Source organism: Cupriavidus basilensis (genome assembly GCF_000832305.1).
GTDB classification, from domain to species: Bacteria; Pseudomonadota; Gammaproteobacteria; order Burkholderiales; family Burkholderiaceae; genus Cupriavidus; species Cupriavidus basilensis_F.
This window is the reverse complement of the sequence record NZ_CP010536.1, coordinates 1364245-1389238: the sequence shown is the minus strand read 5'-3', so window position 1 is coordinate 1389238 and position 24994 is coordinate 1364245. Positions and strand designations below refer to the sequence as shown.

The 24994-nt window shown below is 66.8% G+C and carries 23 protein-coding genes; 8 read left to right on the top strand and 15 right to left on the bottom strand.

What is annotated here, in order from left to right:
• Positions 1-39: 39 nt before the first annotated feature.
• From cysE to RR42_RS06315, 3 genes are all read right to left on the bottom strand, one after another.
• Positions 40-783, bottom strand: a complete 744-nt coding sequence (gene cysE / locus RR42_RS06325) for a serine O-acetyltransferase (protein WP_006163142.1) — start codon at positions 781-783, stop codon at positions 40-42.
• A gap of 230 nt (positions 784-1013) precedes the next feature.
• Complete coding sequence (locus tag RR42_RS06320; protein WP_052494477.1) at positions 1014-1589, bottom strand: PrpF domain-containing protein; 576 nt, start codon at positions 1587-1589, stop codon at positions 1014-1016.
• 4 nt (positions 1590-1593) lie between these two features.
• Entirely contained in the window at positions 1594-2595 is a 1002-nt protein-coding gene (locus RR42_RS06315) for an RNA methyltransferase (protein ID WP_043344958.1), read from the bottom strand.
• 137 nt (positions 2596-2732) lie between these two features.
• Between RR42_RS06315 and RR42_RS06310 the strand changes: the two genes are divergently transcribed.
• On the top strand, positions 2733-3554 hold the full coding sequence (locus RR42_RS06310) for an inositol monophosphatase family protein (protein WP_043344957.1): 822 nt from the start codon (positions 2733-2735) through the stop codon (positions 3552-3554).
• A gap of 73 nt (positions 3555-3627) precedes the next feature.
• Here RR42_RS06310 and RR42_RS06305 read toward each other — a convergent pair whose 3' ends face one another.
• A complete protein-coding gene (locus tag RR42_RS06305; RefSeq protein WP_082054814.1) occupies positions 3628-4344 on the bottom strand; it encodes a pyridoxamine 5'-phosphate oxidase family protein in 717 nt (238 codons plus the stop codon).
• Positions 4345-4499: 155 nt separating this feature from the next.
• Between RR42_RS06305 and RR42_RS06300 the strand changes: the two genes are divergently transcribed.
• Both RR42_RS06300 and RR42_RS06295 read left to right on the top strand, forming a co-directional pair.
• A complete protein-coding gene (locus RR42_RS06300) occupies positions 4500-5975 on the top strand; it encodes a PLP-dependent aminotransferase family protein (RefSeq protein WP_043344955.1) in 1476 nt (491 codons plus the stop codon).
• Between the two features lie 165 nt (positions 5976-6140).
• Complete coding sequence (locus tag RR42_RS06295; protein ID WP_043344952.1) at positions 6141-8108, top strand: APC family permease; 1968 nt, start codon at positions 6141-6143, stop codon at positions 8106-8108.
• 9 nt (positions 8109-8117) lie between these two features.
• Here RR42_RS06295 and RR42_RS06290 read toward each other — a convergent pair whose 3' ends face one another.
• Entirely contained in the window at positions 8118-8543 is a 426-nt protein-coding gene (locus RR42_RS06290; RefSeq protein ID WP_043344951.1) for a universal stress protein, read from the bottom strand.
• A gap of 515 nt (positions 8544-9058) precedes the next feature.
• On the opposite strand from RR42_RS06290, the gene mutS reads away from it, so the two are divergent.
• Together mutS and RR42_RS06280 are read left to right on the top strand one after the other, a co-directional pair.
• A complete protein-coding gene (mutS, locus tag RR42_RS06285) occupies positions 9059-11701 on the top strand; it encodes a DNA mismatch repair protein MutS (RefSeq protein WP_043351485.1) in 2643 nt (880 codons plus the stop codon).
• Positions 11698-12756 carry a hypothetical protein gene (locus RR42_RS06280; protein WP_043344948.1) on the top strand — a complete coding sequence of 353 codons (1059 nt, stop codon included), beginning with the start codon at positions 11698-11700 and terminating at the stop codon, positions 12754-12756. Before mutS ends, RR42_RS06280 begins: the two co-directional genes overlap by 4 nt.
• Before the next feature lie 95 nt (positions 12757-12851).
• On the opposite strand, the gene RR42_RS06275 is transcribed toward RR42_RS06280, so the two are convergent.
• Positions 12852-13385, bottom strand: a complete 534-nt coding sequence (locus tag RR42_RS06275; RefSeq protein WP_043344946.1) for an FKBP-type peptidyl-prolyl cis-trans isomerase — start codon at positions 13383-13385, stop codon at positions 12852-12854.
• An 11-nt stretch (positions 13386-13396) separates the two neighbouring features.
• Here RR42_RS06275 and RR42_RS06270 point away from each other — a divergent pair, with 11 nt between their 5' ends.
• Both RR42_RS06270 and RR42_RS40930 read left to right on the top strand, forming a co-directional pair.
• Positions 13397-14605: a cupin domain-containing protein gene (locus RR42_RS06270; protein ID WP_173430673.1), complete on the top strand. Its 1209-nt coding sequence runs from the start codon at positions 13397-13399 to the stop codon at positions 14603-14605.
• Between the two features lie 199 nt (positions 14606-14804).
• Positions 14805-15038, top strand: a complete 234-nt coding sequence (locus RR42_RS40930) for a hypothetical protein (RefSeq protein ID WP_082054812.1) — start codon at positions 14805-14807, stop codon at positions 15036-15038.
• A gap of 98 nt (positions 15039-15136) precedes the next feature.
• Here the strand turns inward: RR42_RS40930 and RR42_RS06260 are convergent, their stop codons facing one another.
• The 8 genes from RR42_RS06260 to RR42_RS06225 form a co-directional block, all read right to left on the bottom strand.
• Positions 15137-15925: an MBL fold metallo-hydrolase gene (locus RR42_RS06260; RefSeq protein ID WP_043344944.1), complete on the bottom strand. Its 789-nt coding sequence runs from the start codon at positions 15923-15925 to the stop codon at positions 15137-15139.
• A 79-nt stretch (positions 15926-16004) separates the two neighbouring features.
• A complete protein-coding gene (gene bamC / locus RR42_RS06255; RefSeq protein WP_043344943.1) occupies positions 16005-17216 on the bottom strand; it encodes an outer membrane protein assembly factor BamC in 1212 nt (403 codons plus the stop codon).
• A gap of 45 nt (positions 17217-17261) precedes the next feature.
• A complete protein-coding gene (gene dapA, locus RR42_RS06250; protein ID WP_006163130.1) occupies positions 17262-18146 on the bottom strand; it encodes a 4-hydroxy-tetrahydrodipicolinate synthase in 885 nt (294 codons plus the stop codon).
• Positions 18147-18296: 150 nt separating this feature from the next.
• On the bottom strand, positions 18297-18893 hold the full coding sequence (locus tag RR42_RS06245) for a class I SAM-dependent methyltransferase (RefSeq protein WP_082054811.1): 597 nt from the start codon (positions 18891-18893) through the stop codon (positions 18297-18299).
• Positions 18890-20092, bottom strand: coding sequence for a tryptophan--tRNA ligase (locus RR42_RS06240; RefSeq protein ID WP_043344942.1), 1203 nt, complete (start codon positions 20090-20092; stop codon positions 18890-18892). The genes RR42_RS06245 and RR42_RS06240 overlap by 4 nt, the downstream gene beginning before the upstream one ends.
• An 83-nt stretch (positions 20093-20175) precedes the next feature.
• Positions 20176-20841: a site-2 protease family protein gene (locus RR42_RS06235; RefSeq protein ID WP_043344941.1), complete on the bottom strand. Its 666-nt coding sequence runs from the start codon at positions 20839-20841 to the stop codon at positions 20176-20178.
• Positions 20842-20889: 48 nt separating this feature from the next.
• The gene (locus tag RR42_RS06230; RefSeq protein WP_043351481.1) at positions 20890-21513 is read right to left on the bottom strand and encodes an L-threonylcarbamoyladenylate synthase; all 624 of its coding nucleotides are present in this window, start codon (positions 21511-21513) and stop codon (positions 20890-20892) included.
• Positions 21514-21654: 141 nt separating this feature from the next.
• Positions 21655-22500, bottom strand: coding sequence for a 3',5'-nucleoside bisphosphate phosphatase (locus RR42_RS06225; protein WP_043344939.1), 846 nt, complete (start codon positions 22498-22500; stop codon positions 21655-21657).
• Positions 22501-22715: 215 nt separating this feature from the next.
• Between RR42_RS06225 and RR42_RS06220 the strand changes: the two genes are divergently transcribed.
• On the top strand, positions 22716-23828 hold the full coding sequence (locus RR42_RS06220) for an NAD(P)/FAD-dependent oxidoreductase (RefSeq protein WP_052494476.1): 1113 nt from the start codon (positions 22716-22718) through the stop codon (positions 23826-23828).
• A gap of 143 nt (positions 23829-23971) precedes the next feature.
• Here the strand turns inward: RR42_RS06220 and RR42_RS06215 are convergent, their stop codons facing one another.
• Positions 23972-24865: an alpha/beta fold hydrolase gene (locus RR42_RS06215; RefSeq protein ID WP_043344937.1), complete on the bottom strand. Its 894-nt coding sequence runs from the start codon at positions 24863-24865 to the stop codon at positions 23972-23974.
• Positions 24866-24994: the final 129 nt, after the last annotated feature.

The window sequence follows — 24994 nt, the reverse complement described above, 5'->3', positions numbered from 1 at the left end:
AAATCCGCCCGCTGCGCTTCATCGACCTGCTTCATCAAACTACTTCATCAGCTTGCGCAGCTCGCTCGCATCGAAGCGGTCGTTCGGCGTGTTCTCGAGATGCTCGCCGAGCCGGTCCAGCGCGGCCATCACGGTCTCCAGCCGCTCGTGCTGTTGCGCCGCGTTGTCGATCAGGCTCTTGAGCGCCAGCGAGACCGGGTCGTCTGCGTTCGGCGTGATGCCATAGGCGGAGAACTCCTGCTTGGCGCCCTGCTGCCCGCTGGGTGCGTCCGGCAGGATGATGCGCGCCGGGATGCCGACCGCGGTAGCGCCCGGCGGCACCGGCTTGAGCACCACGGCGTTGGAGCCGATGCGCGCGCCGTCGCCGATGGTGTAGCCGCCGAGCACCTTGGCACCGGCGCTCACCACCACGTTCGCACCTAGCGTGGGATGGCGCTTCACCCCCTTGTAGAGCGAGGTCCCGCCCAGGGTCACGCCCTGGTAGATGGTGCAGTCGTCGCCGATCTCGGCGGTCTCGCCCACCACCACCCCCATGCCGTGGTCAATGAACACGCGCCGCCCCACCTTGGCGCCAGGGTGGATCTCGATACCGGTGAAAAAGCGGGCCCAGTGCGAGATCCAGCGGCCCAGCCAGTGAAACCCTGCATTCCAGCAGGCGTGCGCGAAGCGATGGAACACCACGGCGTGAAAGCCGGGATAGCAGGTCAGTACCTCCAGACGGCTGCGTGCGGCGGGGTCGCGCCGCATGATGGCGTCGATATCTTCCTTCAGGCGAGTGAACATCTTGGTCGTGTCGTGTTGCCACGCCGTGCGCCGCGCGCCCTGGGCCAGGGCTGGCGCGATCGCCGGCATGGTCATTGGCCGGTGAAAACGGGATCAGGGAGTGTAAGAGATTTGCTGCCCTGCTGCCGTCATGGACATTGGCTGCAATGGCGCCGGCCGCCCCGCGGAACATGCCGGACATGTGAGGCATGTTGGATCTGCGGGATCTGCGGGACCGGCGGCGCCTGCCATCAACATCGCTCGGGCACGTGCACCAGGCCGGTCATCAGGCGGCGCGCGCTGGTGGAGGGCAACGACCCACTGGCCGGCGCGAGATAGTCGAGCACGATCCCGTCCGCCGCGAACGGCAGGCCGTCCTCGGCAAAATCGCCATCCTCGAGCGGATGGCCATTGCGGCAAGGCACGCGGGCAACGACGGCCTGGCCCGCGCTCAGCAACCAGATGCGCACCGTGGTGACGCTATCGCGCGCCGGCACGAAACCGCGCCAGATCGCGAACGGCGCCGCCGCGGCCAGCAGCTCGCCGCCATTGCCGGCCCAGTCGATCCGCGGCTCGCCGATGGCCACCGCGCCGAACAGGCAGTCCACATCGCAATCGGGACGCTGCGAGGGGCGCACCAGCACGACATGGCTGGTGTTGGCGGTGGCGCCACCCATGCCATCGCTCTGCCGGCCATGCGGATCGGGCGAGCCGATCACGCGCAGCAGCACGGCATCGCGGTCGCCCGGATCGGTGGGCAAGTCGTCAGCCAGGAAGAAGACCCCTTTGCTGGTGCCGCCACGCATGTAGTAGGCCGGAATCTCCACCTGCTCACTTCTCCTGTTTGGTTGGCGCCCGTGCGTCTTGGCCTTGCGTGGCTGCCAGCATGTGCTTGGCAATGCCCCGCAGGATATTGACCTCCTCGCGCTCCAGCCCGCTGCGCGCGAGCATCCGGCGCAAGCGCGGCATCAGCTTCTTCGGGCTAGCCGGATCCAGGAAGCCGATGGCTTCCAGCCCTGACTGCAGGTGGCCGAACATGGCCTCGATCTGCTCGGCCGTGGCCGGTTCGCCAGCATAGCCGATCTCGGCGAGCGGCGTCGCCCTCACCTCCAGCAGTGCCAGGCGCATCTCGTAGGCCACCAGTTGCACGGCCTGGGCAAGATTGAGCGAGGTGTAGGCGGGATTGGCGGGAATGTGGGTGACTGCCGAGCAGCGGTCGACCACCTCGTTGGGCAGGCCGAAGCGCTCATTGCCGAACACAAAGGCAATGTGGGCGCCGGCGGCTTGCGCGCCTTGCGGGGTGGCTTGCAGGGCGGCAATGCGGGCACCGGCCTGCGCCACCGCGTCGCGCGGCAGCAAACGGGGCGGCCCGAACTCGCGCTGGCGTGCCGTGAGCGCCACTGCGTAGGCGGTACCGGCCAGCGCGGCCTCGATGTTGTCGACGATCACCGCGCCTGCCAGTACGTCGTCGGCGCCGCTGGCCATGGCGATGGCATCCGGATGCTCGCGCACCGCCGGCTCACGTGGCGAAACCAGCACCAGGCTGCCCGGCGCGGCGCCGAAGCCCATGGTCTTCATGGCCCGCGCGACGGCGCCGACATTGCCGGGATGGCTGGTCTCGACCAGCACGAAACGCACTGCGGCAAACGCGGCGGGGGCCGTCAGGGCCGCATCGGCTGCCGGCCCTGGAGCGGCAGCGGAAACTCCCTGGCAAGGCGCGCCAGATGGCGGATCAAGGTCCGGACCGGCCTGGGTGGCGGGGGCTGCGGCGGGGGCGCCGTTGGCGTCGGCGCTCGTCTGGTTCTGCGGGTTCATATACAATTCAGGCTTCATCTTCGGTGCGCCGCCCGTTTCATGCGGTAGCGACGCGCCCGTTCTTCTACAATCCGTTGTGTTGTCAGCCGCCCCAAAGGGCAGCGCGCCGGCCTTTTGCGCCAGGCCGCGCACCCTTGGCCGGCCTGGAGAGATTCATGCATCCGATGCTAAATATTGCCGTCAAGGCAGCCCGCAAGGCAGGTTCCGTCATCAACCGCGCGTCGATGGACATCGACCGGGTTCAGGTATCTCGCAAGCAGCACAACGATTTCGTCACCGAAGTCGACCGCGCCGCCGAGGCAGCGATCGTCGAGATCATCCGCACGGCCTATCCGGATCACGCCATTCTAGCGGAAGAGTCCGGCCAGTCCTGGGCCGAAGGCGAAGAACCCACCAGCGAATACGTCTGGGTCATCGACCCGCTCGACGGCACCACCAACTTCATCCACGGCTTTCCCCAGTACGCGGTCTCGATCGCCCAGCTGCACAAGGGCGTGCCGGCACAAGCCGTCGTCTACGACCCGGCGCGTGACGAACTCTTCACAGCCAGCAAGGGCGCCGGCGCGTTCCTGAACAACCGCCGCATCCGCGTGTCGCGCCGCGACAAGCTGGCCGACTGCCTGATCGGCACCGGCTTCCCCTACCGCGACATGGAAGGCCTGGACCAGTACATGGAACTGTTCGCGCTGATGACGCAAAGCTGCGCCGGCCTGCGCCGCCCTGGCGCCGCGGCGCTCGATCTGGCCTATGTGGCCTGCGGCCGCACCGATGGCTTCTTCGAGCAAGGCCTGCACCCGTGGGACATGGCCGCCGGCATGCTGCTGGTGACCGAGGCCGGCGGCCTGGTGGGCAACTACGCCGGCGAAGCGCGCCAGCTCGAACAAGGCGAAGTGCTGGCCGGCAACCCCAAGGCGTTCGCGCAGATGGTGCGCCTGCTGTCCCCGTTCTCGGTGGACAACGCCAAGCCGGCCCGCTAAGCACCCCGGCAACAACGCAGCGCGATGGCGTCGCGGCGTGAAGGCGCTGCGATGGCCATGGCGTGCTGCCGCCTCAAGCATCCACCGTGACCGCCCTGCCCGGCATCGTCTCGCCGGGTGCCTCGGCCATCGCCTCAGCACAAACGCACTGCCCCCAGCTTCGCACATAGTCCGGCACGCTGGGCTGCACGCCATCCGGCACCGGCCGCTGCCCCTGGAGGCGCAGCGGCAGCACGCCCGCCCATACCGGCAGCGCCATATCGGCCTCGTCATCCTTGGGCCCGCCGCTGCGGATCTTGGTGGCGGCTTCCTCCAGCCCGATGCGCAACACCGTGGTCGCCGCCAGCTCATTGGCATCCCCCGGCCTGGCTTGGCCCGAACGCCCCAGCGCAATGCGCTCCAGGAAGGCATCCATCGCCGCCGCCTTCGCTGCGCCAGCCACCACTTCAAAACTGCCGTAGATCACCGCCGAGCGGTAGTTCATCGAATGATGAAACGCCGAGCGCGCCATCACCAGGCCGTCGAGGTGCGTCACGGTGACGCAGACCTGGCTGCCTGTCGCGGCCAGCTTCAGCATGCGGCTGCCATTGGAGCCATGGATGTAGAGGTGCTCGCCCTCGCGCCAGCACGCGGTGGGAATGCAGTGGGTGCCGTGATCGTCGGTGAAGGCCAGGTGGCACAGGTAAGCATCGTCGAGAATCGCATGCAGTGTGGCGCGATCATAGTGGCCGCGATCGGCGACGCGCCGCACTCGGGTACGTTCGCTCGGCGGCATGGGTTTCTGGCTCATGGTGGCTCCTTGTCCTGGGGTTGTGGGTGCCGGCCGGCAATCTCGTTGCGTTACGGCGATGCCGCCAAGATAGGGATTTCGTGGCACCATGGCTAGACCCAGCCGACCTACGGTTTTTAGAACCACGAAACCACGGAAACCACGGAAACCACGACATGGACTACGGCCTGCTGGTCTCTACCTTCAAGCGCCAGCTCGATGGCCGCAAGCTCACCCAGCAGCGGCTCTTGTACGAGTGCTTGCGCGGCGCCATCCTCGACGGGCGAATCGCCCAGGGCAGCCAGCTGATCGCCACGCGCACCCTGGCGGCGGAACTCGGCATGGCACGCAACTCCGTGATCTACGCCTACGAGAGCCTGGCGGCCGAAGGCTTCGTGGTACCGACGCGGCACGGCACCACGGTGGCGCGCGTGGGCCTGGTGCCGGCCGGCCACGGCACGGAGGCAGTCAAGCGTGTCGCCGAGTTGTCGCGGCGGGTGCGCGGGCTGCAGCGCGATGCCGACGACATGCACGACTTGCTGCCGTTCGTGCCCGGCGTGCCCGACCTGGATGGCTTTGCGCTGGCCGCGTGGCGGCGCAGCATCGAGCGCGCCTGGCGCCAGCTCGGCCCGCGCCATCTTGGCTACGGCAAGGTCGAGGGGCAGCCCGCGCTGCGCCACGCCATCGCCGAGTACCTGAAGGTCTCGCGCGGGGTGCGCTGCGACATGGACCAGGTCTTCATCACCGACGGCACGCAGACCAGCCTGGACCTGTGCGCGCGCATCCTGGCCGATGCCGGCGACACGGCCTGGATCGAGAATCCCGGCTACGGTGGCGCGCGGGCCGCCTTCCAGTCGGCCGGCCTCGTACTCGAGCCCGTGGCGGTGGATGCGGACGGCCTGGCGCCCCGCCCGGAGCAGTGGCGCGACGCCCCGCCCCGGCTGATCTACATCACGCCATCCCATCAGTATCCACTGGGCTCCATTCTCAGCCTGGAACGGCGCCTCAAGCTCATCGAAGATGCCCGCGCCGCCGGGGCCTGGATTGTCGAGGACGACTACGACAGCGAGTTCCGCCGCGGCGGCGTGCCGCTCTCGGCCGTGCAGGGGCTGAGCGAGGATGCGCCGGTGATCTACCTGGGCACGTTCAGCAAGACCATGTTCCCGGCGCTGCGCCTGGGCTTCATGGTGGTGCCGCGCTACCTGGCCGCGACCATCGCCGGCACGCTTGGCGAAATCACCCGGCGCGGCCACGTGGCCGAGCAGATCGCACTGGCCGACTTCATCGACAGCGGCCAGTTCGCCCGCCACCTGCGCCGCATGCGCCAGCGCTACGGACAGCGCCGCGACGCCCTGGAGGCGGCACTGGCGAAGCACTTGCGCGACAGCGTGACGGTATCGGCCAGCGCTGGCGGCATGCACCTGTCCGCGCGCCTGGAACTGCCGCTCGCCGACACCGTGGTCACCCGCGCGGCGCGTGCGCAGGGACTGATCGTGCGGCCGCTGAGCACCTACCGCTTGCCCGGCACGCCGCTGGCGCAGTACAACGGCTTCGTGTTCGGCTACGCCGGCGTGCCGGCCGGCGCCATCGACGGGCTGATCGCGCGGCTGGCCCAGGTGATCGACACGCTGCGGCGCGAGCTGGCGTCATAGCGCGGCCTCGAACCCGTTCTTGCGAATCGGCCCGCTTGCCGCCTACATTACTTGCAGGGAGTGCCGAGCTCCCGGTGCTGGCGCGCGGGCAGGGGCGCCGCCGGCGGCAAATTCCGGCGCCGCGCTTTCGTGCGCTGCGCCGCAGTCGCGTCCAGGGTGGCGAACATGACGGCATGGTCGAAGTGGTGGCGGCACCTGGCCGGAAAACCGCTCGATCCGCTCGCCCCGGAAACCCGCCACGCGATCGCCGTGGTGCCGGTGCTGGCCTGGGTGGGATTAGGCGCCGACGGGCTTTCCTCTTCGTGCTATGGGCCCGAGGAGGCATTCCTCGCGCTTGGCACCCATACGCCGCTGGCGCTCTTCCTTGCGCTGGCCACCGCCAGCACGGTATTCATCATCGCGGTCGGCTACAACCAGGTCATCGAGCTGTTCCCCACCGGCGGCGGCGGTTACCGCGTGGCCACGGCCTTGCTGGGGCCGCGTCCCGGACTGGTGTCGGGCGCAGCGTTGCTGGTCGATTACGTGCTGACCGTCGCGACGTCGCTGGCCAGTGGCGTCGACGCGTTCTTCAGCTTGCTGCCGGTAGAGGCCCAAGCCTTCAAGCTGGCCACCGAGCTGGTGATCGTGATCATGATGACCGGGCTCAATTTCCGCGGCATGAAGGAGTCGATCCTGGTGCTGATGCCCATCTTCCTGGCCTTCGTGGTACTGCATCTCGGGCTGATCGTCTATGGCGTTGCAGCACACGGCGACCATCTCGGCGCGGTCGTGCCCAACGCCATTGGCGAGGCCTCCGGCATGTCCCAGGCGATGGGTCCGATCGTGGTGGCGGCGCTGCTGATGCGCGCGTTCTCGCTGGGTGGCGGTACCTACACCGGGCTGGAGGCGGTCTCGAACAACGTGAACATGCTGGCCGAGCCGCGGGTGTCGAACGGCAAGTGGACGATGTTCTACATGGCGACCTCGCTGGCCTTCACGGCGGGTGGCATCATCCTGCTTTACATGCTGTGGAACGCAGCGCCGGTGGAAGGCAAGACGCTGAACGCCGTGGTCTTCGACCGCATCATCGACCATCTTGGCTTCGGCTCGGCATGGTCCCGCCATGCGCTGCTCGCGGCGCTGCTGGCCTCCGAGGCTGGGCTGCTGCTGGTGGGCGCGCAGACCGGCTTCCTGGACGGCCCGGCGGTGCTGTCGAACATGGCGGCGGACTACTGGGTGCCGCGGCATTTCCGCGACCTCTCCGCCCGGCTGGTGCGGCAGAACGGCGTCATCGTCATGGGCCTGGCCAGCTTGCTGATCCTGTTGTGGACGCACGGCCAGGTCGCGGTGCTGGTGGTGCTGTACAGCATCAATGTCTTTCTGACCTTCAGCCTTTCCTTGCTCGGCCTTTGCATCTACTGGTGGCGCCATCGCGGCGAGCCGCGCTGGATCGCGCGCTTCGCCCTGTCCCTGCTGGGCTTGTCGGTCACCGCCACGGTCCTGGTGATCACGCTGGTGGAGAAATTCACCGCTGGCGGCTGGCTGACCGTGCTGGTAACAGGCTTGGTGGTTGCGCTGTGCGTCTTCATCAAGCGCCATTACACGACAACGCGTGCCGAGCTGGCCCGGGCCGATGCCCTCTTCGCCGGCAGCCCGCCGCTGGTCGATGCGAGCCGCGTGCGGCCCCTCGATCGCAGCCTGCCCACCGCCATCGTCCTGGTGGGCAAGCACCGCGGCGTCAGCATGCATGCGCTGCTCTGGGTCGAGCGCCTGTTTCCCGGACACTTCAAGAACATGATCTTCCTCGCCGTGGGAGAGGTCGATGCGCAGAGCTACGAGGGCCAGGAAACGCTGCACCGCCTTCAACAGACGATTGGTGAGTCACTGCGCTATTACGTCGCCAATTGCCAGCGCCACGGCCTGGCGGCCGATTCGCGCGCGGCATTCGGCACGAACCCGGTGCTCGAGTTCATGACGCTGGTCGATGCGGTGACGGCTGAGTACCCGAACAGCGTCTGCTTTGCCAGCAAGCTGATCTTCCAGCACGTCAATTTCCTGACAGCCTGGTTGCATAACCAGACGCCGGGCGAGTTGCAGGAGCGGCTACACCTGCAAGGCAAGCAGATGGTGCTGCTGCCGATGAACGTAGCTTGATCGCGCGGCCTACTTGACCAGCGTCACCGGTACACGTGACATGCGTATCAGCTTGTTGGTCAACCGGCCCGCCAGCAGCGCGCCAACCGCCGTGCGCCCGGCAGTGCCCATCACGATGGCATCGCAGTCGTTCGCGGCCGCCGCCCGCGCAATGGTCTGCGCCACGTCGCCCACCTTGATTTGCGCCACATAGCTGGCCCCGGCGTCGTCCAGGATGCTGCGTGCATCGCGCAGCGCAGCCTCGCCGCTCGCCGCCTCCAGCTTGCGCAAGGCGGCCAGCGAGTGAAAGGCCGAAGCGCGGCCGGACTCCAGCGGCGGCTGGACATTGAGCAGGACTACCTCGGACACACAGCGGTCCCGGAACATGAAGGCAGCATGACGCACAGCATCCAGCGCGTGCGCGGAGCCGTTGACGGGTACCAGAACTCTCAGCATGTCGAACCCCTTCCCTTGTCTCGATCTTCGATCGTTTCACCGCCGGCGTGTATCTGCCGGTCATCACGATTCCATATAAGTTCGGATCCCGCAAAGATGCTGTAAAGAGACGGATGGCCGCGTATTTTTTTTGTAAACATCCGTCACGGTCGAACGGGCTGCGGCGCGGCGCATGGCGGCTATGTCGACACCTGAGCACAGCACAGCCCGCAGCGGGGCAAAAGCCGAAAAGCCGCCTTGGCGGCCTGCCCGGTCCCTCCCGCGCCACTCCCCCATCCTGCCCCCTCAGCCCCCTCAGCCCCCTTCGGTGCCCGGCTCGCAGTAAAATGCCGGTTTTATCCGCGCCCGCCCATCCACGGTGCCTGCCGCGCACGCCGCGCCAGGCCCGCGGGCCGCCGGAGTACCCGAAAACAGGCGGTTTCGCCAGAGCCGCCCGAGAGGATTGCATGTCCGTAGAACCCCGACAGTCCGCCAAGACCGAGCCCAAGGCCGGCAGCGCGGAAAAGCACACGCCCATGATGGCGCAGTACCTCGGCCTGAAAGCCGACCATCCGGACACCTTGCTGTTCTACCGGATGGGCGACTTCTACGAGCTCTTCCACGACGATGCCGAAAAGGCTTCGCGCCTGCTCGACATCACCCTGACTTCGCGCGGCAGCTCCAACGGCGTGCCAATCCGCATGGCCGGTATCCCCTTTCATTCGGTGGACCAGTACCTCGCGCGGCTGGTCAAGCTGGGTGAATCGGTGGCGATCTGCGAGCAGATCGGTGACCCGGCCACCAGCAAGGGGCCGGTGGAGCGCAAGGTGGTGCGCATCGTCACGCCGGGCACGCTGACCGACGCGGCACTGCTGCCGGACAAGGTCGATACCTACCTGATGGCGGTGCACCAGCAAACCACGCGCCGCGGCGTGAGCAAGACCGGGCTGGCCTGGCTCAACCTGGCTAGCGGCGAGCTGCGCCTGATGGAGTGCGAGGTGGCGCAACTCGGCCGCGAACTGGAGCGGATCCGCCCGGCGGAGCTGCTGTATGCCGATGGCATCGAGCTGCCTGCGCTGGAGTGCGCACGCACCCGGCTGCCGGAATGGCATTTCGACCAGGAAGCCGGCACCCGCCGCCTGCGCGAGCAGCTCGGCGTGGCCAGCCTCGATCCGTTTGGCTGTGCCGGGCTGGGCGCGGCGCTCGGCGCAGCCGGCGCGCTGCTGAACTACGCGGCCTCCACCCAAGGGCAGTCGCTGCGCCATGTGAAGGGCGTGACGGTCGAGCGCGAATCCGAATTCGTTGGCCTGGACACCGCCACGCGGCGCAACCTGGAGCTGACCGAGACCCTGCGCGGCGGCGAGTCGCCGACGCTGTTCTCGCTGCTGGACACCTGCGCCACCGCCATGGGCAGCCGCCTGCTGCGCCACTGGCTGCACCATCCGCTGCGCGACAGCGCCATCCCGCAGGCACGCCAGCAGGCCATCGGCGCGCTGATCGACCAAGGCACCGATGCGCTGCGCGCTGCGCTGCGCCGGCTGTCGGACGTGGAACGCATTACCGCACGCCTGGCCCTGATGAATGCGCGCCCGCGCGACCTGTCCTCGCTGCGCGACACGCTGAGCGCCCTGCCCGACGTGCAGGCCTGCCTGCGCGCCGACGATGCCGCGCCGTTGCTCAACCAGACGCTGACGGAACTGGCGGTGCCCTGGGAATGCCATGCCCTGCTGGCCAGCGCGGTGGCGCCGGAGCCGGCCACCGTGATCCGCGACGGCGGCGTGATCGCCCGTGGCTACGATGCCACGCTCGATGAGCTGCGCGATATCTCGGAGAACTGCGGCCAGTTCCTGGTCGACCTGGAAGCCCGCGAGCGCACCCGCACCGGCATCGCCAACCTGCGCGTGGAATACAACCGCGTGCATGGCTTCTATATCGAGGTGACCAATGGCCAGGCCGACAAGGTCCCCGACGACTACCGCCGCCGCCAGACGCTGAAGAACGCCGAGCGCTACATCACGCCCGAGCTCAAGGTCTTCGAGGACAAGGCCCTGTCCGCGCAAGACCGCGCGCTGGTGCGCGAGAAGCAACTGTACGAGGCATTGCTCCAGCAGTTGCTGCCGCATATCGGCGAGTTGCAGCGGGTCGCCGGCGCGCTGGCGCGCCTGGACGTCCTCGCGGCGCTGGCCGAGCGCGCGCAGACGCTGGACTGGACCCAGCCCGAGCGCGTCGCGGAAAACGTGATCGACCTGACCCAGGGCCGCCATCCGGTCGTGGAGGGCCAGCTCGCCGCGGAATCCGTGCCGTTCATCGCCAATGATTGCCAGTTGACCGAAGCGCGCAAGCTGCTGCTGATCACCGGCCCGAACATGGGCGGTAAATCGACCTTCATGCGCCAGACCGCGCTGATCGTGCTGCTGGCCTGCGTGGGCGCCTATGTACCGGCGCGGCGCGCGGTGATCGGCCCGATCGACCGCATCTTCACCCGCATCGGCGCCGCCGACGACCTCGCGGGCGGGCGCTCCACCTTCATGGTGGAAATGACCGAGGCCGCCAGCATCCTGCACAACGCCACGCCGGCCAGCCTGGTGCTGATGGACGAGATCGGCCGTGGCACGTCGACCTTCGACGGCCTCGCGCTGGCGTGGGCGATCGCGCGGCACCTGCTGGCGCATAACCGCAGCCATACGCTGTTTGCCACCCATTATTTCGAGCTGACGCAACTGCCGCAGGAGTTCACGCAGGCGGCCAATGTCCACCTGTCCGCGGTCGAGCATGGCGACGGCATCGTCTTCCTGCATGCGGTGCAGGACGGCCCCGCCAGCCAGAGCTACGGCCTGCAGGTGGCGCAGCTGGCAGGCGTGCCGCAGCCGGTGATCCGTGCCGCGCGCAAACACCTGGCCTGGCTGGAGCAACAGTCGGCGCACGCCACGCCCACGCCGCAACTGGACCTGTTCGCCGCGCCGCCCTCGCCCTCGGACGATGACGACGACTACCTGGAACAAAGCGAAGGCGAAGGCAATGAAGGCAATGGCCAACCCGTCAACGCGATTTCCGTGCAGCAAGCCGCCTTGCTAGATGCGGTGGCCGAGCTCGACCCGGACAGCCTGACGCCGCGCGACGCGCTCGACGCGCTCTATCGGCTGCGCGCGCTCGCCAAGGATGCCGTAGCCACCGCATGACACCAACCGGGATCGCGCACCCGCGCAGGCGGCGCCTGGCCGCACTGGCCATGCTGGGCGTGCTGCTGGCGCTGCCTGCGCCGCCGGGCCAGGCGCAGGCGAACCGCGCCCGGGTTCCGGCTCCGGTTCCAGCCACCGAAACGACACGCGTGGCCCTGGTCGCCGACCAGCCGCAGTGGCCGGCCGCCGAAGCCGGCACTGCCCGCCTGCTCGATTTCCTGGCTGCGCGCCGGCTGGAGTTTGTCGTCCATCTGGGCGGCATCAAGGGCGATACCGAATCCTGCGGCGACACCCTGCTTTCCGCTCGCCAGCGGCTACTCGACCAGTCGCCGCTGCCGCTCGTCTACCTGCCTGGCGAAACCGACTGGGCGGAATGCGCTCGCGCCGCCAACGGGCGCTTCGATGCGGTGGAGCGGCTGAACCGCCTGCGCGAGCTGTTCTATCCGGCCGATACCACGCTGGGCCAGCGGGTGCTGCCGCTGATGCGGCAATCCGAACAAGCTACCTTTCGCAGCTATCGGGAAAACGTGCGCTGGCGTGCCGGGCGCGTCATGCTGGTGGGGTTGAACCTGCCGGGCGACAACAATCACTATCGCTCGGAGGGCGGGCGCAACGGCGAGTTCGAGGATCGCCGCGAGGCCAACCGCCAATGGCTGGCGCGCGCGTTTTCGCTGGCGCAGCAGCAGAACCTGCCCGGCATCGTGCTGCTCATGCATGCCGACCCGCAGTTCGGCAACGGCTGGGAGCAGCGTGGCAAGCCCTCCCTGTTCGACGGCTTCCTGCGCCGGCGCGCGCGCGATGGCTTCCTGGAGTTCAAGCGCCAGTTGCGCGAGCTGGCCGGGCGCTACCGGGGCCAGGTCCTGCTGGTGCATACCGGCCAGGGCGGCTTCGGCGTCGACACGCCACTGAAAGACGCCAGCGGCAAGACGCTGCGCAACGTCTCCCGCGTGGTGTTGCCAAGCGGTGCGCCCGGCCAGTACACCGAACTGGTGATCACGCCGGGGTCGCCGTCGCTGTTCGAGGTCACGCTCAAGGATGGCCCCGAGGCGGAATAAATGGCGTCAGCCCAACTCCGCAAGCACAAAGAAAAAGCCGGCGATGCCGGCTTTATTCGTGGGACCTTCCGCGAGGGCGCGCGCGCGTGGCGCACTCAGTGCAGCGTGCGGCTGCTGTCGCCTTCGTCGTCCTCATCTTCGTCCACGACTTCGATGCCCGAGGCGCCATGCGCGTGGCCGTGCTGCACTTCGTCACCCGTGGCTTCGCGGACTTCCGCTACCTGCAGCCAGAAACGCAGCGCCATGCCGGCCAGCGGGTGGTTGCCATCCAGCACCACCTTGTCTTCAGCCACATCGGTCACGGTGTAGATGATCGAGTCTTCGTCGTCGCCGTCTTCGGGCACGCCTTCGAACTGCATGCCGACTTCCAGCGGCTCGGGGAAACGGTCGCGCGGCTCTACCTTGACCATATCGGCGTCGTAATCGCCGAAGGCTTCCTCGGGCTCGAGCTGCAACTGGGTTTCGAAGCCGGCCTCATGGCCTTCGAGCGCTTCCTCGATCTTGGGGAACGTGCCATCATATCCGCCGTGCAAGTAAACCATCGGCTCATCCGACTCCTCGATCAGATTGCCCTGCGCATCCGACAGCTTGTACACCACGGATACCACCGTGTTCTTAGCGATTTTCAATTCTTGACTCCATGAACGATTCCGCATTATACGCGCAGGCCTTGCCCCCCGGCCCCGTCGATCCTGACGCGCCGCTCACCCTCCTGGGTGGCATGACGCCAGCTGCTTTCATGCGCGATATCTGGCACCGCAAACCCCTGCTGGTTCGACAAGCCGTACCGGGAATCGTGCCGCCGGTATCGCGCGAGTCGCTTTTCCAACTGGCCGACCGCGACGACGTCGAGTCGCGCCTGGTGTCGCACTTTCGCAACCGCTGGAAGCTCGAACAAGGTCCCTTCGCCGCCGATAACCTGCCCTCGCTGAAAGCCCGTCAATGGTCGCTGCTGGTGCAGGGCGTTAACCTCCACGATAGTGCAGCCGCAGACTTGCTGGGGCAATTCCGTTTCGTCCCGGATGCGCGCCTGGACGACCTGATGGTCAGCTATGCCACCGACGGCGGCGGCGTGGGTCCGCACTTCGATTCTTACGACGTTTTTCTGTTGCAAGTATCGGGCCGGCGCCGCTGGCGCATCTCGTCCCAGACCAAGCTCGATCTGGTCCCTGACCTGCCACTCAAGATCCTGGCGGACTTCACGGCCGAAGAAGAATGGGTGCTGGAACCAGGCGATATGCTCTACCTGCCACCTCAGTATGCCCACGACGGCGTGGCTGACGGCGAGTGCATGACGTATTCGATCGGCTTTCGCGCACCGGCCTACCGCGAACTGGCGGGGCACTTCCTGGCCTGGCTCTCGGAAACGGTCGAGGACAACGAGGATCTGAACGGGCGCTACGCGGATGCCGGTGAGCCGGCAACGGCACATCCGGCCCAACTGCCGGCCCAGATGGTGCGAGCGGTGACCGAGAAACTCAGTGCCCTCCGTTGGTCGGGTAGCATGGTCTCGGAGTTTCTGGGTGCGCATCTCTCCGAGCCCAAGCCAAGCGTGGAGTTTGCGGAAATATCCGAAATCGCGCTGAAGAAATACAACAAACTCGCCCTGTCTCACGGCGTCGTGCTTGCGCCGGGATCGATTGCGTTGTATGACCGCACCCATTTCTTTATCAATGGCGAAGCATACGAGCCGCCCTCGGCGCTGGCGCGCTGGCTGCGCCTGCTGGCGGACCAGCGCTGCCTGAGCGCCGCGGAAGTGACTGCCTGCGCGGATCTGCCGGATCTGATGGAAACTTTCCATCACTGGGCGCTGGAGGGCTGGCTGCAATTCGGACCCGCTTCGCTGTAATAATCCGTAACAACCAAAAACAGGAAAAGACAGCGCTACACAAGCCGGGAAAACGCGGATATAATCACCGGCTGGCTAGTACTGTGTACCACTGCATTTGTCGGCACCCGGGAGAGCCTCTATTTTGCAGTTCAAGAGCGATAATTACCGGTAATTATTCATCGCCTGTTTTTCTGTTATTAAAGTTAAAGGACGAACAATGAAGAAGTCTCTCCTGATCGCATCGCTGCTCGCCGCCGTTGCTCTCGCCGCTTGCGGCAAGAAAGAAGAAGCCGCTGCTCCGGCACCGGAAGCTTCGGCTCCGGCTGCTGCCGCTCCGGCTGAAGCATCGGCTCCGGCTGCTGCTCCCGCTGCTGACGCATCGGCTCCGGCTGCTGCCGCTGACGCTTCGGCACCGGCTGCTGACGCATCGGCTCCGGCTGCTAAGCAGTAATCGGTCTCGACCGATAAAAAAGCCGACCTTCGGGTCGGCTTTTTTACGTCCGTAGCTTTTACGCCTGCAGGCTTCGCCGGCGTGTTGCCGGCCCCGCCTCAGGCCCTGACCGGCTGCCAGCCCAGCCCTTCGTGCTGGTCCGCCACCAGGATGTCGCCTGACGACACCCCCAGCACCGAGGCCAGTGCCTGGGTGGCCAGCTCCCGGGTATTGTTCTGTTGGCTCAGGTGCGCGGCCACCACGCGCTGCAGCCCGGCATGCGCCACTCGCTCCAGGATGCCGGCCGCCACTTCATTGGCAAGGTGGCCAAAATCGCCGCCAATGCGCTGCTTGAGTGAATACGGGTAGGCGGAATTGCGCAGCATCTCCCGATCGTGGTTACATTCCAGCACCAGGGCATGCACCCCCGCCAGCCGCGCGGTAACGTAAGGCGTCTCCATGCCGGCATCGGTCAGCACGCCCAGACGGGCGTCGCCGTCACTTAGCACGAACTGCAACGGCTCCCGCGCATCGTGCGGCACGGTGTAAGGGAGGATGTGAAGGCCGCCGATCACCAACGGATGGTCGGCACCACACACGCGTACGTCGGCCTTGTCCGCCCCGCGCATGTGCGAGGTGGCAAGCCAGGTGCCGTGGCTGGTATGTACCGGCAGGTCGTGACGGGAAGCAAAGGCGTAAGCCGAGCCGACATGATCGCCGTGCTCGTGGGTAACCAGCACGGCATCGAGCTGATCCGGCGTGATGCCGAGCCGCTCCAGCCGCCGCGCGGTTTCGCGAATGCCGAAGCCGCAATCGAGCAACACCCTGGTCGTGGTGGTGCCCTCTTGCGACTCGATCAACAGGGAATTGCCCTCGCTGCCGCTACCGAGGAAGGCAAAGCGCATCATGCGCCCGCCTCCCCTGGCAGCCCGGCGAGCCACCTCGCGGCCGGGCGCCGCGGGGTGGTTTGCGTGACCCGCATGCCGGTCAGCGCAGTTGCTCGTCGAGCAGCGAAAGAATGCGTTTGCCGACTTCGGTGCCTTCCGGCTGGCCCGCATCGTTCTGCACCGTCACGGTCGTGCCGGTGCCATCACCCTTCAGTGCCACGCGATACTTCTTCGCCTTCTTGCCGTCCTCGGTGCCGGTCTTGGTGAACAGCTTGGAGAAGAAACCGCGGTTGTCCACGGTGTCGCGCGGATCGACATAGCGCACGTAGTACAGGCCTTGCGCGCGGTCCCGGTCTTCCACCGTAAAGTTCACGCGGTCCAGCGCCAGGCCGACCGAGCGCCAGGCACGGTCGAACGGCTCGGACAACTGCAGTGCCTGGCTGCCATTGACCTGTGTCAGGCTGGCATTGGCGCTAGGCGCTGCACCCTTTGCGGCAGTGGCGCCCGCGGCGGCGGCGGCTACCGGCGAGGCGGGGTTCTTGGCCATGCGGTCGGCCTGCTCCTTCTGCACCCCCAGGCGCTGCGCGAAGCGCGAAAGGAATTCGGCCTCCAGCTCGGGATCGGAGGGGCGCGGCGTCCAGGTCGTGGTCGACTTGTCGATGCCGGTCAGTTGCTCCTGCGCGCCACGGTGGCTGATGAAGACTTCCAGGCTGCCGTTCTGCGAGCGCTCCAAGCGCGTGCGGAACTTGTCGCGCTCGGACGTCGAGTACAGCCCGTCGAAAACCTTGCCGATCGTGTTGCGGATGAAATCCTGCGGGATCTTGGCGCGGTTCTCGGCCCAGTCGGTTTCCATGATGCCGGTCTCTGGCGAGTCCTGCACCAGCAGGAAACCGCTCTCCTGCCAGAATTCACGCATCGACTGCCACAGCTTGTCCGCCGGCATGCCGTTGCTGATCACCAGCCAGCGCTGGTTGCCATCGCGCTCCATGCGGATGCCTTGCGTGGAGGGCAGCACGTTCTCGGCGCCCACCTGCTGCTGCACGACCTTGTTCGACTGGTTGTAGGTCGACAAGGTGGACGTGCCGTTCTGATCCGGCACGGAGTAGCGGCGGTCGCCTTCGATCTTGGTCAGGTCCGGCGGCACGTCCAGCGTGGAGGTGCGCTTGGCAGCGGACTTGTAGTCGATCTTGTCGGGCGCCATCGCGTCATTGATGCTGCTGCAACCGGACAACGCGCTTGCCACTAGCACGGGCAAGACCAGGGCGGCACGGCCAACTTGCGTTGCACCGTGGCGGTTAAGCTTGAGTTTCATTGACACGCAATCCTAGTTGAGGGATGACGGCAAAACACAGTGCGATCAGCCGAGCAGGCCGGCCGCCGACAGCGCCTTGCGCACCACATCGTGGTATTCCGGTGACAGCGGAGTAAGCGGGAGGCGGATGCCACCCTGCATTCTGCCCATTTGCTGGAGCGCCCACTTGACGGGAATCGGGTTGGCCTCGACGAACATCGCCTTGTTCAGCGCAACCAGTTCCATATGGATGCGACGCGCGGTAATCGCGTCGCCCTTCAAGGCAGCCACGCACAATTCGTGCATCTTGCGCGGCGCCACGTTGGCCGTGACGGAGATATTGCCATGGCCACCCAGCAGCATCAGGGCAATCGCCGTGGGATCGTCGCCACTGTAGATGGAGAAGCCCTGCGGCGCATCCTTGATCAGTTGCGCGGCACGGTCGATGTTGCCGGTCGCTTCCTTGACGCCGATGATGCCCGGCACCTGCGCCAGGCGCAGGATGGTGTCGTGCTGCATGTCGGCCACGGTACGGCCCGGCACGTTGTACAGCACGACAGGCAGCTCCACCGCTTCCGCGATCGTGCGGAAATGGCGATACATGCCTTCCTGGGTGGGCTTGTTGTAGTAGGGCACCACCTGCAGCGACGCATCGGCGCCGACCTGCTTGGCAAACGCGGTCAGCTCGATTGCTTCCTTGGTCGAGTTGCCGCCGGTGCCGGCGATGATCGGGATGCGCTTGTCGGCCTGCTCCACGGCGACGCGGATCAGCTCGCAATGCTCATCCACGTTCACCGTGGGCGACTCGCCGGTGGTGCCGACGATCACGATGCCATCGGTGCCCTCGGCCACGTGCCAGTCGACCAGGGCGCGCAGCGCGGGGAAATCCAGGCTGCCATCTTCCTGCATCGGCGTCACGATAGCGACGATGCTGCCGTTAATCTGTGTCATAACGTTTGAGAATTCGAGAAACGAATACCGCGATTGTACCGGATACCCAAGGCCTTCCGACCGCACCTTCGACCGGGAAAAACCCAAGGCAGTTCAACGCGTGAAGCCCAGGTCTCGCCGACCGGGCCCGCAAATAACCGGGGCCGCACTTCAGCCCGGCAAAGGATACCGCGGCGGCGCTCCGCCGCCCGTTTTGCCTATATCTTCGCGAATCGCGCAAATACGCTGCACAAAGGCAGTTTTAGGCGCTTTCAACACGCCATCTTCGTAGGCGATCACGCGCAAGATGCCGTGCACGGCATCCAGCAACTCACCCGGCCGTAGCAGGAAATCCGGGTTCGAAGGCTTGCCCACGGTCTCGTTGCCAGCCGCGAATGTTTCATAAAGAAGCACGCCGCCCGGCGCCAGCGCAGCGAACAAATGCGCCCAAAGCGGCCTGTGCAGGTAATTGGTGACCACGATCGCGTCGAAGCCCGGCTCGTCCGCCAGCGGCCACGTGCCCTGCTCCAGGTCGACCGGGCGCGTGGCCACGCCTTCGGGCAAAGCCGCCAGCGCGGCCAATGCCGCCGCATCGCGATCGACGCCCAGCACCGCATGGCCGCGGCACGCGAACCAGATGGCGTGCCGGCCATTGCCGCAGGCCAGGTCGAGCACGCGGCCGCCCGGGCGCACCAGATGTGCCCAACGCGCCACCCACGGCGACGGTGCGCCCAGCGGCGCGTGGGGGATGCCCGCCGCCGTGCTCACCGGTACCCCAGGCCCATGACGGCGCGCACGTCGCGCATCGTCTCACGCGCCACCTGGCGGGCCTGGTCGCAGCCGTGGTCGACAATGGCGCGCAGCAGCGCGGGATCATCCATGTATTTCTGTGCCCGCTCCAGCATGGGCTGCTGCTCGCGCAGGATGCCCTCAATCACCGGCTGTTTGCATTCGATGCAGCCGATGCCGGCGCTGCGGCAACCCTTCTCGACCCACTCGCGGGTGGGCGCGTCCGTATAGACCTGGTGCAGTTGCCACACCGGGCAACGCGCCGGGTCGCCGGCATCGGTGCGGCGCACGCGTGCCGGATCGGTCGGCATGGTACGCACCTTCTTTTCCACCGACGCCTTGTCCTCGCGCATGCGGATGGTGTTGCCATAGGACTTCGACATCTTCTGGCCGTCCAGCCCGGGCATGCGCGATGCCGCGGTCAGCAGCGCCTGCGGCTCGACCAGGATGGTCTTGCGCGAGCCGCCCAGGTAGCCCAGCAGCAACTCGCGGTCTTCGGCGGCCAGGCTCTGCGACTGCGCCACCAGCGCGCCGCCCTCCTCGAGCGCCTCTGCCTTGCCCTGCTCCTGATAGGCGCGGCGCAGTTCCAGATAGGCCTTGGTGCGCTTGCCGCCCAGCTTTTTGGCGGCTTCCTGCGCCTGCGCCTCGAAGTCTGGCTGGCGCCCGTACAGATAGTTGAAGCGGCGCGCGATCTCACGCGTGATCTCCACGTGCGGCACCTGGTCCTCGCCCACGGGCACGCGGCCGGCACGGTAGATCAGGATGTCGGCGGCCTGCAGCAGCGGATAGCCGAGAAAACCGTAGGTGGAGAGATCCTTGTCCTTGAGCTTCTCGATCTGGTCCTTGTAGGTCGGCACCCGCTCCAGCCAGCCCAGCGGTGTACCCATCGACAGCAGCAGGAACAACTCGGCATGCTCGGGCACTCGGCTCTGGATGAACAGCGTGGCGCGTTCGGGATCGACGCCGGCGGCGAGCCAGTCGATCAGCATCTCCCACACGGATTCGCCGATCACCTCCGGCGATTCATAGTGCGTGGTGAGCGCGTGCCAGTCTGCCACGAAGAAGAAACAGGGATATTCGGCCTGGAGCTGGACCCAGTTCTTGAGTACGCCGTGATAATGGCCCAGGTGCAGCGCGCCGGTAGGCCGCATGCCGGAAAGAACGCGATCGGGGAACATGTCTATCTGTATTTGTGGGAATCGGTGCAGGTACGGGTACGCGTGGTCGAGGTCTGCGCCGGCATGGGCGCCGGCGCCGCGGCTTACTGCACCAGCGCCAGGATGGGTTGCAGCATCAGCAACACCAGGCTCCTGAGCGCCCCCATCACCGGCTGCATCCACACTTTGGTAATCACGCCAGCCGCCACCAGCGCCAGCACCACGAAGATGCCATAGGGCTCGATGCGCGACACCGCTTGCGCGATGCGCGGCGGCAACAACGCAGTCAGGACGCGGCCGCCGTCGAGCGGCGGCACGGGGAACAGGTTGAACGCAGCCATCACCAGGTTGACCAGCACGCCGGCCTGCGCCATTTGGGTGAAGAAGGGCTCCTGCACCCTGGCGACCACCAGGCCGACTGCCACCAGCGCCCACAGGAAGGCCTGCAACACATTGCTGCCCGGGCCCGCCAGCGCCACCCACATGCCATGCCAGCGCGGATTGCGCAGGTGGTCGAAGGCGACCGGCACCGGCTTGGCGTAGCCGAAGACGAACTGTCCGCTGGTCATGAAATAGAGCAGCAGCGGCACCGCGATGGTGCCGATGGGATCGATATGGCGCGCCGGGTTAAGGCTGACGCGGCCCATCGAGTAGGCGGTGTTGTCGCCAAACAGCTTGGCCACGTAGCCGTGCGCGGCTTCATGCAGCGTGATGGCGAACAGGACCGGCAGGGCGTAGACCGCTAGGGTCTGAATCAGGGAAGAATCCATGGGTCGCTATTGTACCGGGGCCGCGGCAAAGCGACTGTTCGGTGGCAATCACAGTCCAAAACGCTCGATATCACCACGTCCCTGCCTTACCAGTTCTGGCTCGCCGGCGGTCAGGTCGATCACCGTGGTCGGCTGCGCGGGCGCGGCGCCGCCGCAGATCACCAGTTCCAGCAGTTTTTCCAGCCGGGCGCGGATCACCTCAGGCTCGTTGAGCGGGGCTTCGTCGCCCGGCAGCTGCAGGGTGGCCGAAATCAGCGGCTCGCCCACTTCGGCCAGCAGCGCCAGCGGAATGGGATGATCGGGCACCCGCACGCCAATGGTCTTGCGGGCGGGATGCGAAAGCCGGCGCGGCACTTCCTTGGTGGCCTCGAGGATGAAGACGTAGGGCCCGGGCGTAGCGCCCTTGAGCCAGCGGTACTGCCGGTTGTCCACCCGCGCGAAGTTGCCAAGCTCCGACAAATCGCTGCACATCAGGGTCAGATGGTGCTTGTCGTCGATCCCGCGCAAGCGGCGCAGCCGCTCTACCGCCGCCTTGTCGTCAAGGCGGCAGGCCAGCGCGTAGCTGGAGTCGGTGGGCAAGGCAATCAGCCCGCCCTGCCCGATGATCTGCGCGGCCTGCTTGATCAGGCGGGATTGGGGGTTGAGCGGATGGATATCGAAGTATTGGGACATGTGCGGGCCTGGGGCGACCGGCCGCGGGATGGGCGCAAACGCCGCGCGCATTCCGGGCCAGTTCTGCGATGGAGAGAAGCGAATGGAACGCATGGCGGGTTCGGGACGGCTGGGCGCGGGGCGGCCGTTGGCCGGCGCGGCTTACCAGTCATGCCAGACCGGGGTGACCGACGACGGCAGCGGCGGCAGCGAGCCCAGCTCGATCCGTCCCTCGCCCGGCCCGTGGAAGTCCGAGCCGCGCGAGCCCAGCAGGCCATAGTGATGCGCGACATTGGCATATTGGCGGTACTGCTCCGGCGTATGGCTGCCGGTGACCACCTCGACCGCGGCCCCGCCAAGCTGCTTGAACTCGTCGAACAGCGCATCGTGCTGGAGTTGCGTGTAGTGGTAGCGGCCCGGGTGTGCCATCACCGGAATGCCGCCGGCCGCCTGGATCCAGCCCACCGCATCGGCCAGTTTGGCCCAGCGGTGCCCGACATAGCCCGGGCAGCCTTCGCCGAGGTAGTCGTCGAACACTTCGCCAATGGTCTTGCACCGCCCTTGTTCCACCAGCCAGCGCGCGAAATGGGTGCGCGAGATCAGGTCGGGATTGCCGACATGGCGCAGCGCGCCTTCATAGGCGCCCCCGATGCCGATCGCGGCCAGCGCTTCGCCGATGTCCTGCGCCCTGGCAGCCCGCCCGGAGCGCGTGGCCGCCAGGCCGTTGACCAGCACCTGGTTGCCGGGGTCGATCTGCAAGCCAACGATATGCACGGTCTGCCCGGCCCACGTCACCGAGATCTCCACCCCGGGCACGTAGCGCATGCCAAGCGCCTCGGCCGCGGCCCGCGCCCTGGCCTGGCCCTTGACCTCGTCATGGTCCGTCAGCGCCCAGAACGCCACGCCGCCGGCATGCGCGCGCGCGGCCACGTCCTCGGGGGACAACATGCCGTCGGACACCGTGGAATGGCAATGCAGATCTGCGTTGATTGCGTGTGAATTTTGCATGCGTCTATTCTACTCTCGCGATAATTCCGCGTTAATCCACCTTCAATCCGACTTTAATACCGCGCCAATGCGCGCCGCGTGGGCTGGCCCACACATCCGCGCCGATAGCCCTGCCGCCAACGCTGGCGTAGGCGGCGGGACCGGCCCCGCGCGGTATAGTTGGGGCCTGATGACCCTCCTGCCGGGGCGCCGCCACGCGCGCCGCCCGCCAAGCCATGCCGATCCAAACCCCTGCTTGCGCCACGCCTGATTCCCGCACCCCAACCGTCCCGGCCGACGTGATCCGCACCGATGTGCTGATCGTCGGCGCCGGCCCGGTCGGCCTGTTTGCCGCCTTCCAGGCGGGCGTGCTGGGGCTGAAGTGCGAGCTCATCGACGTGCTGGACCGCGCTGGCGGACAGTGCACCGAGCTCTACCCGGAAAAGCCGATCTATGACATCCCCGCGGTGCCGGGCTGCCTGGCGCAGGACCTGGTCGACCGCCTGCTCGAGCAATGCGCGCCGTTCGCTTTTCCCATGCATTTCAACGAGCGCGCCAACGGCCTGGCCGAGGTCCCACCCGAACCTCAGGCCACGGCCGGCCATGAGCACCCGCACCGCCTGCTGGTCACAACCGACACCGGCAAGCGCTTCGACGTGGCCGCGGTGCTGATCTGCGCCGGCGCCGGCGCTTTCGCCCCGCAACGCGTGGCGCTGCCCGAGGCCGCCGCGCTGGAAGACCGCCACCTGCACTACGCTGTACGCGACACCGCGCGCTTCGCCGGCAAGCGCGTGGTGGTGGCCGGCGGCGGAGACTCCGCCCTGGACTGGGCGCTGGCGCTGCGCAAGACCGCGGCGCGCGTTACGTTGCTGCACCGCCGGGAAGGCTTTCGCGCGGCCGACGGGGCGGTGGCCGAAATGCGCGCGGCCGTGGCCGCCGGCGAGATGGACTTCGTGGTGGGCATGCTCGGCGCGCTCAAGACCGAAGGCGACGCGCTGGCCGGGGTCGACATTCGTACCCGGGAAGACACGATCAGCCTGCCTGCCGACGAACTCGTAGCGCTGTACGGCCTCGTCTCCGAACCCGGCCCGATCGCCCAGTGGGATCTCGACATGCGCGCCGGGCGCATCGTGGTGGATACCACCACCTACGAAACATCCCGCCGCGGCATTTTCGCCGCGGGCGACATCGCCTTCTACCCCAACAAGCAAAAACTCATCCTCTCCGGCTTCCACGAGGCAGCCCTGGCCCTGCGGCGCGCCTATCACTATGCCTTCCCGGAAAAGGCACTGGTCCATGTGCACACCAGCAACAACGCCACGCTCAAGGAAAAGCTGACGCACGCCTAAGAGGCTGTTTCAACATGAAGCGAAGCGGTTCTGGCTAGGCGCGCGGCCGCAGACAGTACAACTGGTACGGCAAGGCCGCGCAACGACGCCAGAATCTTTTTGAAATGGCCTCTAAAGCGCGTCGGCATGCACGGCCCACAGCATCAGACGCAGAAAGACTCGACCAGCCCGGCCACCACGCGCGGCTGGTCGTGATGCAGCATATGGCCGGCGTCATCGACAATGGCCTCGCGGAAATCGCGAAACGCCTTGAAGCGCTGCTTGAACTCCGCCAGCGGCTGGCCCTTTGCGATATGGCTGAGCGTCTGCGAATTGCGCGCTTCCACGTGCAACACCGGCGCTGTGGCCTGCGCCCAGATCGCCATGACCTCGTCGAGCCGGTACAGCACCGGATTGACCATCTTGTGCGCGGCATCGCCCAGTATCTCCCAGCGGCCTTGCGCATTGCGCGCTGACCAGTGCTCGGCCAGGAAGGCGGCGCGGTCGTCGGGCAGGCGCGGATTGGTCTTCTGCAGCCGTGCCGCCACCGCCTCTACGCTGTCATAGGAACGCAACGGCTGGCGCTCGCGCAACTCGTCGAGCCAGCGCGCATAGCGCCCGGGTGCTTGCTCGGCGCGCGTACCGGTCATGCCAAACCCCTCCAGGTCGACCACGCGGCGCACCCGCTCGGGGCGGATGCCAGCGTAGAAGCAGGCCACATTGGCGCCCATGCTGTGCCCCACCAGGTTCACCGGCGCGTCCGGCTGGTAGTGGTCGAGCACGGCCTCGAGATCGGCGACATAGTCGGGAAACCAGTAAGACCCGGTGCCGGGATAGCGCGTAGGCCAGTCGGTCTGGCCAAAGCCGCGCCAGTCCGGGGCGATCACGTGCCAATCGCGTTCCAGCGCGTCCACCATGAACTGGAACGAGGCGGCCACGTCCATCCAGCCATGCAGCAGGAACAAGGTGGGCGCACCGGGCTCGCCCCAGTGGCGCACGTGCATATGGAGGCCGCGCAACGTGATAAATTCCGAGCGCGAGGTTTCTCTAATTGTCATGGTGTCTCCCCGGGTGCCTTTTCCCTGATCGTGGCAGACGCTTTCACCCGCGGCAACGGGGAAGCCAAAAAAATAGAACGATCGTTCGTTTGTGGATTATAGCGGCAAGCCGGCCCGGCCCGCATCCCG

Excerpts from the sequence above, each read along its gene's own strand:
- RR42_RS06225 (WP_043344939.1), bottom strand. The coding sequence starts at position 22,500 with ATGCAAAATTCACACGCAATCAACGCAGATCTGCATTGCCATTCCACG.
- bamC (WP_043344943.1), bottom strand. The coding sequence starts at position 17,216 with ATGAAACTCAAGCTTAACCGCCACGGTGCAACGCAAGTTGGCCGTGCC.
- RR42_RS06290 (WP_043344951.1), bottom strand. The coding sequence starts at position 8,543 with ATGCTGAGAGTTCTGGTACCCGTCAACGGCTCCGCGCACGCGCTGGAT.
- RR42_RS06235 (WP_043344941.1), bottom strand. The coding sequence starts at position 20,841 with ATGGATTCTTCCCTGATTCAGACCCTAGCGGTCTACGCCCTGCCGGTC.
- cysE (WP_006163142.1), bottom strand. The coding sequence starts at position 783 with ATGTTCACTCGCCTGAAGGAAGATATCGACGCCATCATGCGGCGCGAC.
- RR42_RS06280 (WP_043344948.1), top strand. The coding sequence starts at position 11,698 with ATGACACCAACCGGGATCGCGCACCCGCGCAGGCGGCGCCTGGCCGCA.
- RR42_RS06230 (WP_043351481.1), bottom strand. The coding sequence starts at position 21,513 with ATGTCCCAATACTTCGATATCCATCCGCTCAACCCCCAATCCCGCCTG.
- RR42_RS06240 (WP_043344942.1), bottom strand. The coding sequence starts at position 20,092 with ATGTTCCCCGATCGCGTTCTTTCCGGCATGCGGCCTACCGGCGCGCTG.
- RR42_RS06315 (WP_043344958.1), bottom strand. The coding sequence starts at position 2,595 with ATGAAGCCTGAATTGTATATGAACCCGCAGAACCAGACGAGCGCCGAC.
- RR42_RS40930 (WP_082054812.1), top strand. The coding sequence starts at position 14,805 with ATGAAGAAGTCTCTCCTGATCGCATCGCTGCTCGCCGCCGTTGCTCTC.
- RR42_RS06295 (WP_043344952.1), top strand. The coding sequence starts at position 6,141 with ATGACGGCATGGTCGAAGTGGTGGCGGCACCTGGCCGGAAAACCGCTC.
- dapA (WP_006163130.1), bottom strand. The coding sequence starts at position 18,146 with ATGACACAGATTAACGGCAGCATCGTCGCTATCGTGACGCCGATGCAG.
- RR42_RS06220 (WP_052494476.1), top strand. The coding sequence starts at position 22,716 with ATGCCGATCCAAACCCCTGCTTGCGCCACGCCTGATTCCCGCACCCCA.
- RR42_RS06270 (WP_173430673.1), top strand. The coding sequence starts at position 13,397 with ATGAACGATTCCGCATTATACGCGCAGGCCTTGCCCCCCGGCCCCGTC.
- mutS (WP_043351485.1), top strand. The coding sequence starts at position 9,059 with ATGATGGCGCAGTACCTCGGCCTGAAAGCCGACCATCCGGACACCTTG.
- RR42_RS06260 (WP_043344944.1), bottom strand. The coding sequence starts at position 15,925 with ATGATGCGCTTTGCCTTCCTCGGTAGCGGCAGCGAGGGCAATTCCCTG.
- RR42_RS06305 (WP_082054814.1), bottom strand. The coding sequence starts at position 4,344 with ATGAGCCAGAAACCCATGCCGCCGAGCGAACGTACCCGAGTGCGGCGC.
- RR42_RS06215 (WP_043344937.1), bottom strand. The coding sequence starts at position 24,865 with ATGACAATTAGAGAAACCTCGCGCTCGGAATTTATCACGTTGCGCGGC.
- RR42_RS06310 (WP_043344957.1), top strand. The coding sequence starts at position 2,733 with ATGCATCCGATGCTAAATATTGCCGTCAAGGCAGCCCGCAAGGCAGGT.
- RR42_RS06300 (WP_043344955.1), top strand. The coding sequence starts at position 4,500 with ATGGACTACGGCCTGCTGGTCTCTACCTTCAAGCGCCAGCTCGATGGC.